We start from the raw sequence: 17,599 nt of genomic DNA, 5'->3' as shown, positions 1-17,599 counted from the left end.
GCCGTTGTTGTGGCATCTGTCTGGAATGGAGTCCTGTCAGGCAGTTCTTTAATGAGGCACGCCTCTTGTGAAGAAGCGGCCAGCCTTTTATCAAGCCATGGCAAGGGGCCAGACCAATGCCAGCCCATCGCAGCGGACAAATCAGTGACATGGCACAGAGGGTAAACCTCTGGCCAGAAAAGGTGTGAGTCACGCTGTGTCAGGTTGGCATCGATCTTGCCAGCGGGTAACCAGACCTGCCAAGACCATTAAAGAAAAGGTGATCCTTTGATCTGATGATTTAGAGCTTCAACAACTCCTATTTTTCCAGTTCAGGTCACCTTTTCTTCTTTTAAGTCAGTTAATGACTGCCGTTGCCATGGAATACCCGGGCTAGCCGCCCAAATGACAAGGGCGGTACCCACAACGGGAAGTAAAGCTGTTGCGCTTGGAAAAGGCAAAGAACCGTCGTAAAACAAAGCCGACGATAGAATCGCCGCTACGCCGATCCAGGCGAGCGTGCTCACCCATCTTGTCCCCATGGAAGTGTTACGTGAACTCGGCAATAACGCAATGAGTGCACCAAGAGAGAACTCCCACGCACGCGTGAAAGTTGAAAAGTAGGCAGCTCCGGGTTCTGTAGCGGTAAGAAATATGGAGTATGCGAGAGAGAAGAGTAACACTCCCCCGATCCCCATGCCGACGCAAAGTTTTGGCTTCAAACCGTTCGCTAACGCAACGGCAACTAACACACCGATAAATACTGGCCAAAAGAAATAGAACTGCTCTTCAACTGACAGTGACCAGAAATGCTGTATCGCGCTAGCCGCGTTGTCTTCCGCGAGATAATCAGTGGAACTAGCAGCAAGCTTCCAGTTCTCAACGTAGAAGGTGGCAGCCAAGAGTTGGAATAGCCAGTCCTTCCAAACCGTCACGGGAGCGAGAGTTAGAATTCCCAGTAAACTAATGAAGAGCACCGTAAATGACGCAGGAATTAGACGTTTTACACGACGGAGCCAGAATTCCTTAACTTCTTTACCGTTTCTTGGAGGGCGCCGTACGAGATGGGAGGTAATTAGATACCCAGAGATAACGAAGAAAACATCAACTCCAATGAAACCACCTGACATTCGATGCGGCCACATATGGTAAAGAACTACCGCCCCTACAGCGATGGCTCGTAAGCCCTGAATGTCTTTACGAAACCCGCTCCTAGACGCATCGGCCATCTACCAGTCCTACTTCCCTTGGTCAACTTATTGCTCAAACTAATTTTAGATCACTGAACAGGAACGGGGATTAACAACCACATCCGTAGCTGCGGTGGTGGCTGGCCTCCCCTACTGTTCCTCAGTGGGTAGCCCACTGAAAGGCCTGCCTTTGCCTAGGCAGGCCTTTCAAGCGTTGAGCCTGTTGTAGTTAGCCCTCGAGCAGTGCGTCCACGAACTCTTCGGGATCAAACGGGGCAAGGTCATCCGGCCCTTCGCCGAGCCCCACCAACTTGACCGGTACTCCCAACTGCCGCTGGATGGCCACGACGATGCCACCCTTGGCGGTACCGTCCAGCTTGGTCAACACGATGCCGGAGACATTCACTACCTCCGAGAACACCTTGGCCTGTGACAGTCCGTTCTGGCCGGTGGTGGCGTCCAGCACGAGCAGGACTTCATCAACGGTAGCCTTCTTTTCCACCACGCGTTTGATCTTGCCCAGTTCGTCCATCAGGCCGACCTTGTTCTGCAGTCGTCCTGCGGTGTCGATCATGACGATGTCTACCTGCTGGTCGATGCCTGCGGCAACGGCTTCGTACGCCACCGAGGCCGGGTCCGCTCCGTCGATTTCGGAGCGGACGGTGGGAACGCCAACCCGGTCACCCCAGGTCGCCAGCTGCTCTGCAGCTGCGGCGCGGAAGGTATCTGCCGCTCCCAGCAGTACGTCCTTGTCCTCGGCGACCAGCACACGGGCCATCTTTCCGATGGTGGTCGTCTTGCCAACGCCGTTGACACCGACCACCATCAGGATGCTCGGGCGGTCCGGGTGCGGCTCCGGAAGGTAGTTGCGGTCCATGGTGGGATCCACCAGCTTCAGCAGTTCCTCGCGCAACATTGCCTTGACGCGAGCCGGGTCCTTGCTGCCCTCGATCTTGACCCGCTCACGCAATGCGTCAACGAGTTCGAGGGTCGGTTCGGTCCCCAGGTCTGCCATGAGCAGGTTTTCTTCGATCTCGTCCCAGACGTCATCATCGATGTTGTCCTGGCTGAGCAGGGCCAATAGACCCTTGGAGAAAACGTTGTTCGACTTTGTCAGTCGGGCACGCAGACGGGCCAGACGGCCCTGCACCGGGGCCGGAACCTCCAGCTGGAGCGCCGGCTCTTCTTCAACCGTCGGTGCTGTTGCGCCAGCACCTGGAGCCTCGGGGGCCAGCGTGTCGGTGTCCGGGCGTTCCTCGGTGAGGGTTCCGGTACCGGCCGGCGGATCATTAGCGTCGCGTTCGCTGGTGTAGGGGGTCTTGGGTTTGCGGCCCTTGGAAACCAACGCGATGGTTCCAATGCCGACGATCGCTATGACTGCGATCACGATGATTATGGTCAAAAGCTGATCAGTCACGTTTAGAATCATCTCACAGACTATGATGTTGGCTGGCAGTTCAATCCGTTAACACTCCCCTGACAAGGAAGCTGGTTAGCCCGCGCTGCCCGGTACGGATTCAGCGGGCAAAGCACATATGCCCAAGATTGCTCCACGCACCGAACGCCTGCGGGTTCCCCGCGAGATCACCATTCTACTGATTGCCGCGTTCATCATTGCCCTCGGTTTCGGCTTGATTGCCCCCATCCTTCCGCAGTACGCGGTGAGCTTTGATGTAGGTGCAGCCGCCGCCAGCATCATTGTCAGCATCTTTGCGTTTGCGCGGCTGATTTTCGCGCCCGTGGCCGGAGTGCTGACCGCCAAGCTGGGCGAACCGAAAATCTATGTGACCGGAGTGTCGCTGGTTGCCGTGTCCACCTTGCTCTGTGCCGCGGTCCAGGACTACACACAGCTATTGGTTGCCCGTGGGCTTGGAGGTTTTGGTTCCACCATGTTCACGATCTCGGCCATGGCGCTCATCGCCCGTTTGGCGCCAGATGGATCACGCGGCCGGATTTCAGGGATGTACGCCGGCGCGTTCCTGCTGGGCAATGTCATGGGACCGGTCTTCGGCAGCCTGCTGGCCCCCTTTGGAATGCGCCTGCCCTTCCTCATCTATGGCGTGGCCCTGTTGATCGCCGCAGCCGTGGTGTACTTTGCCCTGGCACGCAAACCGGTACAGGAAAAACTTGAAGACAGCGAAGTGGCCGAGCCGAGCGCGCCCGTACCGGTGCTGACCACCCGTGAAGCACTGCGCTCCCCCACCTTCCGCGCGGCAATGGCCTCCGGTTTCAGCTACGGTTGGCTGGCCTTCGGCATCCGTACCTCAATGATCCCCCTCTTTGCCCTGGCGGTCTTCGGTGAGGGAACCGGCCAACGCGTGGCAGGTATTTCCCTGGCTATTTTCGCCGTGGGCAATGGCGTCGCCCTGACGTTCTCCGGAAAACTGACCGACGCGATTGGACGTAAGAAGCCGGTCCTTCTTGGCATGGCCATTCTGCTCTCCTCCATCGTCCTAATGGGCTACTTCACTTCCCTGCCGGCCTTCATCATCTTTTCCATCCTCGCCGGCTTCGGTGGCGGCATCCTGGGTCCAGCCCAGCAGGCAGCCGTAGCGGATGTCATTGGGGCTGGGCGTAACGGTGGCAAGGCATTGGCAGGATTCCAAATGGCCACCGACTTGGGTGCGATCATCGGACCGCTTATCGCCGGGCTTATGGCAGATCACATTAACTACCAGGTGGCGCTGAGCGCTTCAGGCGCCGTATGCCTAGTGGGTGTCGTGGCGTGGTTGTTCACTCCGGCTAGCGTCCCCGCCGTGCGGCAGCCGTCCGGGAATGAAGAGCACGAACACTAGATACGTTGGTGATCCATCTTCTGACTAATCACCGTGGTGACGCCGTCTCCACGCATAGTCACGCCATAGAGTGCGTCCGCCACTTCCATGGTCTTCTTCTGGTGGGTGATCACGATGAGCTGCGAGGATTCGCGCAGCTCTTCGAAGATGGTGATTAACCGTCCCAGGTTGACGTCATCCAGTGCTGCTTCAACTTCGTCCATTACATAGAACGGCGACGGCCGGGCCTTGAAGATGGCGACCAGCAACGCCACGGCGGTGAGGGAGCGTTCTCCACCGGAGAGGAGTGAGAGACGCTTGATTTTCTTGCCAGCAGGGCGGGCTTCGACTTCAATACCAGTAGTTAGCATATTGTCGGGGTCGGTCAGGACAAGCTGCCCCTCGCCGCCCGGGAACAGTCGGTCAAAAATTCTCTTGAATTGGGTTGCAGTGTCGTTATAGGCCTCGGTGAACACTCGTTCAACATGATCGTCAACGTCTTGAATGATTTGTTCTAGGTCTGCTCGGGATTTCTTCAAGTCCTCAAGTTGCCCGGAGAGGAACTTGTGTCGCTCCTCCAAGGCAGCGAACTCCTCCAGGGCCAGGGGGTTGACCTTGCCCAGTGCGCCCAGATCGCGTTCGGCCTTCTTCAGCCGCTTTTCCTGCTCCACGCGGTCAAAGGGTTTGGTTCCCACAGGATTGCCGTCCTCGTCAACACTCTGACGCAGTTCGGCCCATTTATCCTCCGGATCAAACGCTTCGGGAATCAGCTGATCAGGACCGTAGTTCTCGATCAAGTATTCCGGGGTATACCCCAGTTCCTCTAGCGCGCGGTTTTCAACGTTCTCAATGCGCATCCGCAGTTCGGCGCGCGCCATTTCATCACGGTGCGCGGCATCCGATAGGCGCGTTAATTCCGCTGAAAGTTTCTCAACCTCAGCACGCTGGCTGATGAGCAGCTCCTCGATCTCGTTCTTGTGTTCCTGCAGCTCACTGCGCTCACTGTCGGCCATCTGGACAGAGACATCAATGAACTGCAGGATCCGAGTCGCTGCGGCTTCCACCTGGGCGGCGTTCGTTGCCTGGATACGGCGCTCTTCGGCCCGCCGTGCAGCTACTTCGCGATGGGTCCGTTCGGCTGCTGCCGTGCGTTTGAGTCCTTCGATGCGGGAGCGCAGGGCCGTGACGCGCTCTTCACTGCTGCGCAGTGCCAGGCGCGCTTCCAGTTCCTGTTGACGTGCGGCAGCGGCCGCATCCGCCATGGCAGCCCGCGACGCATCATCAACGGATTCGTCTTCGTGATCTTCGGACGCCATCTCCATGCGCTCGGTGATCTCTTCGAGCGATTCCTGCTCGATGCTCAGCTTTTCCTCCACCGCGACAATTCTTGCGCGTAGGGTCTGACGCTGTGCCTCGGCATTGCGCAGCTTCTCCCCCAACTCGGCCAGATAACTGGTGAGCTCGGTAATGCCCGCGTCGGAATCCCGCAGGGCAGCGAGCGCGTCATCGTGGGCGCTTTCAGAGGCGTGAAGGGCCGGTTCCCGCTCGGCGAGTTCACGTTCCAGACGCTGCAGTTCTGAACTTGTTTGTCTCAGTTCTGTTTGGGTGGATTCGATCAATGCCTGCTGGGCAATTAGGGAAGCGCCTGCGCTGTTGCCCACGGAGCTACGTGCCGCGGATACGTTGATTCCGTCAAAGGTGGTGAAGCAGGCATCCGCATATTGGAGGGCCATTTCGCGGGCGATGTTCAAGTCCTCGACAATGTAGTGGTTGGCGAGCAGCCGGTCCAGTAGCGAGGCGATTTCCGGACGGCTGGTCACGACCTCGCGGGCAGTGATGAGCCCGTCGACGCGGGGCACTACTGATGCACGGTTTGCCGATACATGGATCAACGAGACGTTGGCCTCTTGTTGATCGGTGAGTTCTTCGATCAAGTCCAAGGCACCGGTGACGTCAGAGGCAACGAGTGCTTCGGAGCTATCCCGAAGGATGGCTGAGATGGCCTTTTCATAGCCACCGGCCGTGGAGATCAGTTCCCCTAGCCGTCCCAGCAAGAGCTCGCCGTGTGCTTCGAGGAGTTCTGCGGATGAATCGTCCTGGGCGTTCAGCTTCAGCGCTTCGAGGCGCGAGGTGAGCCCGGAAACCCGCACGGATAGTTCACGCTCCCGCTCCGAGGCCACGCGTTGCGCATGCTGTAGGGCATGGAACTCCCCTGCGGCGTCCTCATACGCACTGTTCAGTTCCTCTTCGGCCTCCTGCCGTTCCAAGAGTTCCTGGGACAAGGATTCAAAAGATTGGCGTTCGGCGGCAAGGTTTGCGTCAAACGACTGATCACTGTCCTTGAGCCGGACGATTTCTGCACTGGTGACATCCACCCGGCTTCGTGCGGAGGCTACCTGGGAAGCTAAACGTGCCATGCCTTCGCGGCGATCGGCCGCGGCGCGCAGCAGGGAGGCCATTCGCTGTTGTTCAGCGCGTGCGGCTTCTTCGGCGGTTTCCTTTGCTTCGACGGCTTCAGCGAGGATCTCATGACGGTCCTCAACTGCTTCTTCCAGTTCGGCTAGTTCTTCACCCAGCCGCTCGGCCTGGGCGTCCAAACGGTCGGGGTCCCGGTTGCTGTCGAAGTGCGTTGGGTTTGATGCCAGCAGTGAGGAGCGTTCTCGCGCTAACGCGGCCATGGAGCGATAGCGCTCCTGCAGGGTTGTGAGGCTAACCCAGGTTTCCTGGATTCTGGCAAGACGCGGGGTCGCCTGCGATAGCTTCGCCTCGAGATTCCCCACATACTGGCGTGCGTGCTCCAACTGGGAACTGGTCTCCCGCTGCGCAGCCTGGATTTTAGCTTCGTCGCTGATGTCTTGGGCCAACTTGTTGTTTAGCGTCACCAGGTCATCAGCAAGCAGGCGTGCCTTAGCATCGCGCACCTCCAGTTGAACGCTTTGGGCACGACGTGCAATTTTCGCCTGGCGTCCCAACGGCGCCAATTGTCGGCGTACTTCAGCACCTAAGTCTTCTAGGCGGTCCAGGTTTCCCTGCATGGCCTGAAGTTTGCGCAAGGTCTTTTCCTTACGCCGACGGTGCTTGAGCACGCCGGCGGCCTCTTCAATGAAACCGCGCCGGTCTTCGGCAGTGGCGTGCAGGATTCTGTCGAGCTGCCCCTGACCGACAATGACATGCATTTCGCGACCGAGCCCGGAATCGGACAAGAGTTCCTGAATATCCAATAGGCGGCAGGAGTTTCCATTGATCGCGTATTCTGAACCGCCGGACCGGAACAACGTGCGTGAGATCGTGACTTCGGCATAGTCGATGGGCAACTGGCCATCGGTGTTGTCTATGGTCAGGGAAACGTGGGCACGACCCAACGGTGGACGTCCGGAGGTGCCGGCAAAAATGACATCCTCCATCTTGCCACCACGCAGGGTTTTGGCTCCCTGTTCCCCCATCACCCACGCTAGCGCGTCCACCACGTTGGACTTGCCGGATCCATTGGGGCCAACCACCGCAGTGACACCCGGTTCAAACTCAAAGGTCGTCGCCGAGGCAAAAGACTTGAACCCGCGTACGGTAAGTGTCTTTAGATGCACGGTGGAGGATTCCTGAGTTCTGTGTTGGGGTTATAGGCTGGTGCTGGCTCGTCAAGAACCACGAGAGGCTTGGTGAGGCAATTCTATCGAAGCCCACCCCACAACCGGGGGAAGCGGCGCGTAGGACTGCATGAAAGTAAGCGAAGAGATTGGAATCCAAGTGAGTGTTCTTTCGCAGATTGAGCAATGGCCGGCCGACAACGCGGTCAGCGCCGTGATCGATGGTTCCGGACAGATGCTTGATTCTGTCGGTGACCTAAACCGCAAGTACCCGCTGGCCTCGGTGACCAAGCTGCTGAGCGCCTATGCCTTCCTGCTTGCCCTGGAAGAAGAAGCCATCAGTCTGGACGACCCTGCGGGCCCCGAAGGCTCCACGGTGCATCACCTGCTGGCCCACACGTCCGGCTATGACTTCGACAGTGAAACCATCCGCTTCAAGCCGGGCAGCCGCCGTGGCTACTCGAATACCGGGTTCGAGGTACTGGCTGAGCACCTGCAGCGTTCCAGCGGCATCGCCTTTACGGAATACATTTCAGAAGCGCTGTTCATCCCATTGGGGATGAACGACACCACGTTGGATGGCAGCAGCGCCAAGGATGGGATCTCTACCGCAGCAGATCTGTCCCGATTCGCGGCGGAATTGCTCACCCCCACCCTGCTGGCATCAGAAACGTTGAAGAACGCCACCTCGGTTCATTTCCCGGACAGGATTGGCATCTTGCCCGGCTATGGACGCCAAGAACCCAATGACTGGGGACTTGGCTTTGAGATCCGCGGAACCAAGAATCCGCATTGGACGGGCAAGGATCATCCGGCGACGACCTTCGGCCACTTCGGCCAATCCGGAACTTTTCTCTGGGTTGACCCTGAACACCGGCTGGCCTGTGTCACGCTGACTGATAAGGTTTTCGGCCCCTGGGCTGCCGAGCGGTGGAGCGATTACAACAACGGAGTATTGCAGGAGTTCTCGCGCTGAATCGGCAGGATGTCTAACGACGGCGGGGGCGGGGTTGGCAGACAGGGCAGGTGAATGAGGAACGCCCCATAAAGGCGTCGCGACGAATCAATGAAGTACGGTCATTGCTCGCACAGCGAGCACATTCTCTGCCCTCGCGGCCGTAGGCGTTGAGCGAGCGGTCAAAGTATCCGCTGGCTCCATTCACATTGACGTACAGCGAATCGAAGCTCGTGCCCCCGGCGTCCAGTGCGCGAAGCATTACGTCCCGCAGGGCGGCATCCAACCGCTCAACTTCTGCCCGCCGAATCGTCGCGGTATTTCGGAGTCCTGAGAAACCAGCTTGCCAAAGTGCCTCATCCGCATAGATGTTCCCCACACCCGCGATCACTGTTTGGTCGAGGATGGCTCGCTTAACCTGAGTGGTCCGCCGGCGCAGGGCAGCGTAAAGGGACTCGGTGGTCCGGAACGGATCCAGTACGTCTCGGGCAATATGAGAGGCCGCTGCCGGGATGAGTTCGAGGTCGCTCCCCTGTCCGCCAACTCCCCCATCGGAAGTGCTGACAAGAGGCGAGAGGAACATACCGCCAAAGACCCGCTGGTCAATGAAGCGCAACTCCCCTGGTTCTTCGCCGCGGGAACTCAGCGATAGACGCACCTTCAAATGTTTTTCATCCGGCGCTTCAGGTTCCTCTATCAGCAGCTGTCCGCTCATTCCCAGATGCGCCACGAGCGCAACAGGCGTCGCCAGCCCAGTCAGGTTCATCCAGAGGAACTTGCCCCGTCGAACTACTGCATCAACACGACATCCCTGAAGACTTGCTACGAAGTCTTCGGCACCGTCCAGGTGCCGTCGCACGGAGCGTGGATCTAGGACTTCCACCCTCTCGAAATTGCGACCGCGGACCCAGGTTTCAACTCCGCGGCGAACTACTTCGACTTCCGGTTGTTCAGGCATAGCGAAGTGGCGATCCTTAGAGCTGCGGCAAGGTCTGATTGGGATGCATTAGCTTCCAACTAGCCCGGGCGGCTTCCTGTTCCGCTTCCTTCTTGGAAGGCCCCTGCCCCTGGCCCAGCTCGCGCTCCCCAATCCACAAAGTGGCGGTGTAGCTGCGGGCGTGGTCCGGTCCGGTTCCCGTGACTTCATAGAGCACGTCCCCGAGTTTGCCGCCAGCTGCTTCTTCCTGGATGACCGTCTTCCAGTCAGTGGCAGCTCCGAGCAGTTCACCATCCTCAAGCATCGGCGTCACCAAACGCAGGATGAGCTCCTTGGCAATATCCATCCCATGGTTGAGGTACACGGCGCCGAAAATGGCTTCCATGGTATCGGCCAAAATCGAGGACTTGTTTGCCCCGTTGGACTGCTTCTCACCACGACCCAGGTAGATGTGCTGGCCCAGCGCGAGTTGCCGGCCAACCGTAGCCAACGCGCGAGTGCTGACGACAGCCGCGCGGCGCTTCGCGAGGTCCCCTTCCGGCAGGTGAGGCAGCTCATCGTAGAGATACTCGGCGATGCTGAAGCCCAGGATGGAGTCGCCCAAGAACTCTAGACGCTCATTGGTGGGGATCCCGCCGTTTTCATAGGCGTAGGAACGATGGGTTAAAGCAAGACGAAGCGTCTCGGGGTCAATAGTGACCCCGAGACGCTTCAGAAGTTCTTCTTCAGAAGACATATTTAGACGTCTGCGACCTTGCGACCCTTGTACTCAAGGAACAGCTCGGTACCGGCCGAGTCGGTGACGACCTTGGCCTGGTGCGGCAGGCTGTAGGTGACACGACCGTTTTCAACGGTCTTCACCAGGTTCGGTGCGGTAGCCTTCCACTGAGAACGGCGGGCACGAGTATTCGCACGGGACATCTTCCGCTTTGGAACAGCCACGACTACTTCTCTTCTCTCTCGTCTGACGTTTTACTTTGTGTCGCATCTTCTGCGACTATGTCGGCCAGCTGCGCAAGCGCTGCCCAACGAGGATCAAGGACCTCATGGTGATGCTCAGGATCCTCGTTAAGGTTCTTGCCACATTCGCTGCAAAGCCCTAAACAATCTTCCCGACATACCGGCTGGAACGGCAGGGCGGTCACCACTGCGTTCCGCAGTACCGGGTCAAGGTCGATGAGACCATCGACAACCCAGTACTGGTCAACTTCCTCGTCTTGCTCGATTTCGGCATTCTCTTCGTAGTAGAAGAGCTCCTGAATATCAGCATCATAATCATACTCGATGGGCGTCAGGCACCGGCCGCATTCACCGGCGATTTCCACGGTAGCTACACCAGAAACCAGAACACCCTCATGTACGGATTCGAGCCGCAGGTCCAAGGAAACCTCGGATCCTTCACGAACACCAATAAGTGCTACGCCCACTTCAGCGGGCGCGGGTACTTGCTCAACGATCGTTGTCATTGCTCCGGACGCCCGTCCAAGCTCCTTGGTTGAAATAACCAGAGGCGAGCTGCGATCAGGCTCACCGTGTGGCGACCGATCAGAACGCTTTTCGCTGATGATAACTCCTATTGAACATATACCGACGTTTCATTTTAGCCCACGATGCCCACGTGCTCCAAACGCGCATTTATCAACTTCCGCGAGTCAGAGGCGTTTTGCGACTAGTCTCACAACATACGGGTCCTCACGCTCGAACGGCGCATAGCCTGTGCCTTCATCGCACACCATGATCTCGAAACCGAGGTCGGTAAGCTCTCGGCGAAGTTGCAAAGTGTCGACAAACCGACGATATGAGCGGAAGCGCGCTTTTCTCAATGGCTCGTCTAACGTAGTGCGATGCTCGAACGCCGCTATGTCGCCCGGGGCCATCGCAAACGACATCGCCGATAGCAATGTCCGCTGTTGGTCGTGAGTCAACCCATTAAGCAGAAAGCGCTGGTAGAACAACCGGGGGCCCGTTCGCACCTTGTGATCGGTGATACGAGCAATGGATCCTTCCTCCAATAGGTCTGCTTGAACTACATCTACTCGCGAATTGCCGGCTACCTCCTTGACAGCAGCTTCGAAAGCGTAGCTACTGCGCTCGATGCCACATACCGTTGACGCAACTTCCGAAAGTACGGTTAGATCTCTGCCATTGCCACACCCAAGATCGTAGGCAACGGCTAGCGCGGGAAGTATACGCGCCTCCACAAGCCACCGGGCAAAGTTGGAGGGCTCAGTAACTTCCGGGCGCGAGTAGAAATCGTCCATCGCAAGCCGAGTACGCTGAGTGTAAGTCAGTAGCGGCTGGGCATCCCGGCTACGCCGACGGTCGCGCCATTTGAAGTCGGGATCGGGAATTTTCCACTCCTCACCGTACACATGCCCTACCACATCCTGCGGTCGTGCGGGGAGTCCCACTTGATACCCTGCTAAATACCCTGACATTACAGGTTCAAATACTGATGGGGCAACGGCGGCCGTCCCTACACGACCAAATGGAAAGCCGACCATCCCGTCGTCTTTTACGAAAAGATGAGCAACATCAACCATAATCTTTGATCCCGTAGCACGTCTCACCGAAATACATGACGCCTTAGGGGTCACGGAATAGCCAGCCGCGATCAACCTCTCCCCGATCGCAGCGAATTCCTCGGCAACCTGCTCAGTCGTAGTTTTCCTACTCAGATAGGCGCAATCCATATCTTTATCGTGAGGAATGAAGCCTCTATCGCGCACGTAGCCCAACAGCGTACCACTGTAGATAAAGGACCGCGAGCCAGTGACTTGGTAGATTACTCGATCCACGTCTTGATAGAGGGACATTACACCCTCCTGCCACGTATAATCAAGGTCTTTGCCAACTTTGGCTATTCGCCCCCGCGCATCAAATGATTGACCGGAGGCGAATCGTTGGCGTAATTTCTCGAGATTCTCCTTACCATCCTGATTCGGATGCATGAAAAACGCACCGTTAGGCATCGGCAGCGCCTGCCCAGCAAACTTAACGGACACTCGATCACTGCGTTGCGCAAACCTCCAGACGTCATACATACCGATCTCGAAGCTCAACCTATTCTGACGTGCAGGTTGGAGCGGGGCTTTTAGCACAAAAGTTTCATTAATAAATAAGTCAACCCCCGCTTTAGCCTTATCAAAATCGGTTTTGTAAATACTTCCAGAAATAACGTCAGTATTAAATTCTTCGACAAGCCCAATTTTATTCGAAGCTACGCGATTTTTCAGCATTTTCAGTAAGTTTCGCACTCGATTTTCCTCGTATGTAGTGCCTAAGGCAAAGACCCGATAAACTGTCGTTTACCGTACGTTATTTTTCAAAGCTAGACTTAACCGGAAAATAGGATTCCAAAAAATGCGTAACGTATTCATCCTCAATTGGCTGAGCACCCACCACAGGAGCATCATTGATACAGAAAGTATCTCTATCTCGCAGCCTCAAAGTATTCTGCATAACCATCAGGTACGAATCATCCAGAATGTTTATGTAGTGGTAACGCAGTCTTGTAGGAACCGCTTTCCCGATTATCTGGGCGTAGTAATGATGTAATTGATCTGCAACAATATCACGATGGTCACGAAATGGACTTGCCCACGTCTGCTCGTATTCTTTTTTGAACCGAGATTCGAGTTCAAAGTGAGCGGATTTTAACTGCGGATGTGGAGTGTGCTTGATCGCTCGTGAAACTGTTACTCCAAATTCTTGTTCTAGAAGTCGGCGAATATTACGAGTGAGGTTGAAATGGGGTTCGTCTGAGGAGGAAGCCTCTCCAAACGGTCGACGGTTGTTAGAAGGTGATACCTTAGCAAGTCCGCTTGCTGTAAAGAACCGATCCGGGCCTAAATCTCGACCGAAGAACACATCGTCGTTGATATATACATAATGTTCGCCTAATTCCGGAATGTGATGCAGTCGAGAAATGATGGAATTACTGTTGAAAGTCGGTAGGTAATCCCCCTCTGGATAAATATCTCGGTGGTCGATTACCTGAATCCGCTGATTGCTTGTATCCAACCAGTTCGGTACCTGACCAGCCGTCACGATGAAAATTCGGCGGAACCAAGGGGCGAACATTTCGAGCGAACGTAGTGAATACTTTAACTCGTCTCGTGAACGGAATCTAGCGGCATGCGTGGCTTCCTCGTGATACTCGCGCCCCATAACCTGCGCTTGGCGTCTAAACTTCGACTCCAGCCAGGCAGGATCATCCCCATCGACCCAAGTATAGACGGCATCAATAGGAAATGTAATGTCATCAACCATTGTCCTAGTCAGTACCGTCGGAGTGGACATGGTACCAAGATCACTTTCGACGCTCACAGGCTCTGCGTCCGCGGCGGACATCCGAAGCGCAGCGCGGTTCTCGCGAGGAGCAATAACTTCATTCCCTTCCTCACCCTGTCCGAACTCCCAGAATTCGATTTGGCAACCTCTCTCGGCGCCGTATGCCAACGAGGATCCATCGAACAGCTTTGGCATATATACCGCGATCACCCGATCATCCATCAAAGACTTATCGGACGTCAAAGCATAATAAGGAAGGACTTTCTTCGACTTCCATCCTCGAACGTACAGGGGAACGCCCTCGTTAAGTTGAACTAAAGCGTCGTACACGGCTTTCCGATTGGCGATATCCACAGCAACAGTTACGGCTTGGTGATTGTCCTGAGAAAGGTACAACCAATCGATGCCAGCCCGGCTCAATGCCTCGGTTACTAGCTTAAAGTTCTGCCGACCCATCTCACGGGGAAGCAAGGGTGTGGCTACGTGCCAATCAATACCTTTCCACCGTTTAGTTAGACAGCGGTATTTTATTTTACTGTCCTGAGCCAGAATCAACCGTATCCGTCCACCCACACGATCGGCGTAGTAATAAAGCTGTAATCCCTTCTCTCGCACTCTTCTATATAGCGGCATGGGAAGGACATGCTTCATGAAACTTTTAGACGTTTGGGCGAGTCGACTCTTAATATCAGAGTTCATTCTAACCTCCATCAGGACTACGGTACTCAATATTTCTCACGAGAAGGAGATTCCTCAGGACAACATTGAAGAGGATTAACGAAATCGTCTTACAACGAAAATCGCTAACCACCTAGACAAAACTCGCGCGAATGAATTTCTCGTTCATCTAATTACTTTCACTCTCAGCTCGGTCTATTACTTCCTTGTACTTAGCCGGACGGAATAGCTTCTTTATTTCCTGGTAGACTCTTTCGCTGTTCTTCGAATCCAAAAAGCCAAAGGTCTGTTCGACGCGCATTTTGTATCGGGCGTGAGCAAGCCCTTTCACTGAGGATATAGTTTCACTAACCGCTTCAGCAGGTTCTACTGTAACTGGTCCGAACCCATCCTGCTCGAAGTCATAGTATCCGCCATCGTAGGTGTGAGCTCCGAGTTTAATGTCTTCTTGATCGAACTGAAAGTACACAACCGGTATTCCACAATAAGCGGCCTCGAAAGCAGTCGAAGAATAGTCCGTCACGAGTACAGCACTTTCGTGAACGAATTCAGCGAACGGTTTTTCGTCCCAGTCAAGAACATGAACATTCTCGCCGAGTTCCATGTCCGGAACATAATCAACCAAGGCGGGGTGCGGGAGAAGACCGATCTGCAAGTTATTCTCGCTAGCAAAGGAAACGAGACGAGGATCCTTCAAGAAGTTTCCCCATGAAAGAGCGTATTCTGAAGTCCTGAATCCTTCAATTTTTGTTCGTCGTCCCTGAATGTCAGGCGGCCCAACCAGAGACTGTCGCCATGTTGGCGAGACAAGGATCCAACGCGCACGAGCTGTCTCTGGCTTTTCCCCTAACGCGTCGTGTCGTGGAAAGCCCGTCAGCTTCACTTCTTTGGTGGTGAAGCGGTACGATGTATCGTTCCCAATGATCGATTTGTATTCATCATGAGTACTCGTTATAAGAAGATCGATTTGCTTCGTATTAAACCAAAAAGACAGGTCGTGGTCCGTGACCCCGTGTTGAAGGAAAACAAACTTCCAAGTTGCTCTCTTCTTAAGAGCGCCTTCGAGTGGATCCGTTACAAACTTGTCCAAATGCGACGAAGCGTAAACCTGAGCATTCATGAGAGCTAATTTGTGTTCGTCTGAGCCATGTTCCAAAAGGCGGAATCCCTCATCCGCGAGGCGTTCCCAGTCTGGTGACGATTTCTCTAAAACAAACCAAGCATTGACTTTCGGTCGGTTGAGCTTCAGATACCGATAAAGATGTTCTGCATTGTCGTTCGCCCGATAGATCCGATCCATCAAAATCCAGGCATTGCTGTATTTATGGCGGACTTCCTTTTTGTCAGCCCTTTTTAGCAGACGCTGATTTTTGTCTCTATTGAACTTCAACTTGGCTGCTGTTTTCTGCTCATACTTCCTATAAGCACCAAGCGCTCTCCGTGTCACACGTACATGCATCGGCAATAAATCTCGTGCTGCCTGTTGTGCCCCTACGCTGCGAGTGACATCCATACCCGCCAATGCCTTACTTACGACAAAGGGTCGAAGTGCATAGTGCGGACGCTTTCTCATTCCGAGTGCTAGTTCTCTTATCTCTCCGTCAATGGAGACGCTGAAGGTTCCCGTTGCGGGAATCCACAAGTATCTATGGGAGAAAAGTGTCTTCCCGAGAAATACCATGGGTCGCGTTTTGGCGTGTTTCGGAACGATATGCTGACCCTTAAACCTGATAGTCTCTTCCGGGAGCTCACCGGAATACACATAATGCAGTAGTGTCATCTTCTGCTCAACATCGATTCTTTCGACTTGAACAACTCGTGGACGATAACTAGCGTTCTTGTAGCCTAATATAAGCGCATCTTTAAGATCGAAGTCGGTAGGCATGACCTCAAACTGATGAATTGAGTGCTCCGGGATGTCTTGTAAAATCTTACCGACCAGCTCGTGGAATCTGGTGAGCACTTCTGGTGATAGGCGTTTCGAGGGAGCTGCTACTTTCCGATCACCCCGAAAATACCATAACAGATCGTAGATAATAAGCATCTGTAGCCACATTGGCACCGAGCCTTGCCTTTTTTTGGCTAGTTCCAGAAGATCTAGATGACCGTATTCAAGTACTGCTCCATACTTTTCCGGGCGAAGCGCCGATGTTTGGACTGACGAATTTCCAGCTGCACGACGACGATAGTAATAGGATGACGATGCCACCACGCCGATGACCGGTGTTGGTTGTTGCAATAGGTACGCTGACACAAAATGCGCATCCTCAAAGCTGAAGGTGAGGCGTTCATTAAAGGAATGATCAAGTTTTCTTAGCTCGTGAGTTCTCACCACAGCTGTTGCACCGCTCATGTGAAAGAAATCAGGAGATCGATCCAAGTTGACGAAGCGGTTACCGTCTCGAAACCTCCTATTCAGGGGATGCGAAGTCGATATCTGTCCCGTTTTTTCGTCAAACGTCACAACTTGAGTCACGTACATAACGACGTTCCCGCTGGAGTCCTCGCCCATGAAAGTCAGGAGTTGTTGTATGTAGTCATCGGCTAAGTAATCGTCAGGATCGCAAAAAGTTACCCACTCTCCCGCAGCCCGCTTAATACCAACGTTTCGAGCGGAGGCCTGTCCGCCATTCGCTTTTTTGATCACCGTATGCTTAACCCGAGTATTCGAACTCCACTGTCGAATCATGTCTTCGGAGGAATCCAGCGAGCCGTCGAGCACAAGGATCACTTCAAAGCTGTTTCTATTGCTCTGACGATCTAACGAATCAAGGAAGTCCTGCAGATAGTCCTCTACGTTATACACGGCCGATACGATTGATATTATTGGCGTGACCGACGCATCGATATTCGAGTGTGTTGGATCCATGACCCCATCGACGGTGTTTTCAGACATAGCTTTCACAAGAGTCAATTGTAGTTGCTGATGACGGGCAGACCCGCATTTGGAGACACGCTGCATTGGACGATCAGCTCGGAAATTGCCCCTCCGGCTTCTAGGCAGTTGTGTGTCGTCTGTTATTTTGCCCGATGGATAAGCCAAAAGATGAGCTCAAACCGTAAACTGACCTGTAGCAATACTAACGATTCGCGGGTCAGCTGCAGTGCTTGACGCAACGGTCGCAGATCTTCAACGCCAGGTACTTCTACTCGCCGGATGATGTGCACGAAGATTTCGTTGACGGGGTAGCGTTTGAGACACCTCACGA

12 protein-coding genes are annotated in these 17,599 nt (G+C 54.8%); 2 read left to right on the top strand and 10 right to left on the bottom strand.

The features are described from left to right. Positions 1 to 311: 311 nt before the first annotated feature. On the bottom strand, positions 312 to 1,208 hold the full coding sequence (locus AC6I21_RS06580) for an acyltransferase family protein (RefSeq protein WP_497763276.1): 897 nt from the start codon (positions 1,206 to 1,208) through the stop codon (positions 312 to 314). Between the two features lie 190 nt (positions 1,209 to 1,398). Continuing rightward, on the bottom strand, positions 1,399 to 2,586 hold the full coding sequence (gene ftsY / locus AC6I21_RS06575) for a signal recognition particle-docking protein FtsY (protein WP_497763275.1): 1,188 nt from the start codon (positions 2,584 to 2,586) through the stop codon (positions 1,399 to 1,401). 118 nt (positions 2,587 to 2,704) lie between these two features. Here ftsY and AC6I21_RS06570 point away from each other — a divergent pair, with 118 nt between their 5' ends. Then, positions 2,705 to 3,964, top strand: a complete 1,260-nt coding sequence (locus tag AC6I21_RS06570; RefSeq protein WP_497763274.1) for an MFS transporter — start codon at positions 2,705 to 2,707, stop codon at positions 3,962 to 3,964. Here AC6I21_RS06570 and smc read toward each other — a convergent pair. Further along, positions 3,961 to 7,527 carry a chromosome segregation protein SMC gene (smc, locus tag AC6I21_RS06565; RefSeq protein WP_497763273.1) on the bottom strand — a complete coding sequence of 1,189 codons (3,567 nt, stop codon included), beginning with the start codon at positions 7,525 to 7,527 and terminating at the stop codon, positions 3,961 to 3,963. The two genes, AC6I21_RS06570 and smc, sit on opposite strands and share 4 nt — an antisense overlap. 130 nt (positions 7,528 to 7,657) lie before the next feature. Here smc and AC6I21_RS06560 point away from each other — a divergent pair, with 130 nt between their 5' ends. After that, the gene (locus AC6I21_RS06560; RefSeq protein WP_497763272.1) at positions 7,658 to 8,503 is read left to right on the top strand and encodes a serine hydrolase domain-containing protein; all 846 of its coding nucleotides are present in this window, start codon (positions 7,658 to 7,660) and stop codon (positions 8,501 to 8,503) included. A gap of 13 nt (positions 8,504 to 8,516) precedes the next feature. On the opposite strand, the gene mutM is transcribed toward AC6I21_RS06560, so the two are convergent. From mutM to AC6I21_RS06525, 7 genes are all read right to left on the bottom strand, one after another. Beyond that, complete coding sequence (mutM, locus tag AC6I21_RS06555; protein WP_497763271.1) at positions 8,517 to 9,440, bottom strand: bifunctional DNA-formamidopyrimidine glycosylase/DNA-(apurinic or apyrimidinic site) lyase; 924 nt, start codon at positions 9,438 to 9,440, stop codon at positions 8,517 to 8,519. A gap of 16 nt (positions 9,441 to 9,456) precedes the next feature. Beyond that, positions 9,457 to 10,155, bottom strand: a complete 699-nt coding sequence (rnc, locus tag AC6I21_RS06550; RefSeq protein WP_446753678.1) for a ribonuclease III — start codon at positions 10,153 to 10,155, stop codon at positions 9,457 to 9,459. 2 nt (positions 10,156 to 10,157) lie between these two features. After that, positions 10,158 to 10,361, bottom strand: a complete 204-nt coding sequence (gene rpmF / locus AC6I21_RS06545; protein ID WP_013348816.1) for a 50S ribosomal protein L32 — start codon at positions 10,359 to 10,361, stop codon at positions 10,158 to 10,160. Positions 10,362 to 10,363: 2 nt separating this feature from the next. Further along, positions 10,364 to 10,885, bottom strand: coding sequence for a YceD family protein (locus AC6I21_RS06540; RefSeq protein ID WP_497763270.1), 522 nt, complete (start codon positions 10,883 to 10,885; stop codon positions 10,364 to 10,366). A 186-nt stretch (positions 10,886 to 11,071) separates the two neighbouring features. Continuing rightward, on the bottom strand, positions 11,072 to 12,676 hold the full coding sequence (locus AC6I21_RS06535; protein ID WP_497763269.1) for a LicD family protein: 1,605 nt from the start codon (positions 12,674 to 12,676) through the stop codon (positions 11,072 to 11,074). Between the two features lie 61 nt (positions 12,677 to 12,737). Then, positions 12,738 to 14,411 carry a stealth family protein gene (locus AC6I21_RS06530; protein ID WP_497763268.1) on the bottom strand — a complete coding sequence of 558 codons (1,674 nt, stop codon included), beginning with the start codon at positions 14,409 to 14,411 and terminating at the stop codon, positions 12,738 to 12,740. A gap of 148 nt (positions 14,412 to 14,559) precedes the next feature. Then, positions 14,560 to 17,286, bottom strand: coding sequence for a bifunctional glycosyltransferase/CDP-glycerol:glycerophosphate glycerophosphotransferase (locus AC6I21_RS06525; RefSeq protein ID WP_497763267.1), 2,727 nt, complete (start codon positions 17,284 to 17,286; stop codon positions 14,560 to 14,562). Between the last annotated feature and the right edge of the window lie 313 nt (positions 17,287 to 17,599).

The sequence above is a fragment of the Glutamicibacter sp. St.4D3 genome, from assembly GCF_059728615.1.
This window is presented reverse-complemented; position numbering and strand designations above follow the sequence as displayed.

What these genes read in the sequence shown, in the direction of transcription:
- rnc (WP_446753678.1), bottom strand. Translation starts at nt 10,155, where the DNA reads ATGTCTTCTGAAGAAGAACTTCTGAAGCGTCTCGGGGTCACTATTGAC.
- AC6I21_RS06525 (WP_497763267.1), bottom strand. Translation starts at nt 17,286, where the DNA reads ATGTCTGAAAACACCGTCGATGGGGTCATGGATCCAACACACTCGAAT.
- AC6I21_RS06540 (WP_497763270.1), bottom strand. Translation starts at nt 10,885, where the DNA reads ATGACAACGATCGTTGAGCAAGTACCCGCGCCCGCTGAAGTGGGCGTA.
- AC6I21_RS06560 (WP_497763272.1), top strand. Translation starts at nt 7,658, where the DNA reads ATGAAAGTAAGCGAAGAGATTGGAATCCAAGTGAGTGTTCTTTCGCAG.
- AC6I21_RS06570 (WP_497763274.1), top strand. Translation starts at nt 2,705, where the DNA reads ATGCCCAAGATTGCTCCACGCACCGAACGCCTGCGGGTTCCCCGCGAG.
- mutM (WP_497763271.1), bottom strand. Translation starts at nt 9,440, where the DNA reads ATGCCTGAACAACCGGAAGTCGAAGTAGTTCGCCGCGGAGTTGAAACC.
- AC6I21_RS06530 (WP_497763268.1), bottom strand. Translation starts at nt 14,411, where the DNA reads ATGAACTCTGATATTAAGAGTCGACTCGCCCAAACGTCTAAAAGTTTC.
- AC6I21_RS06580 (WP_497763276.1), bottom strand. Translation starts at nt 1,208, where the DNA reads ATGGCCGATGCGTCTAGGAGCGGGTTTCGTAAAGACATTCAGGGCTTA.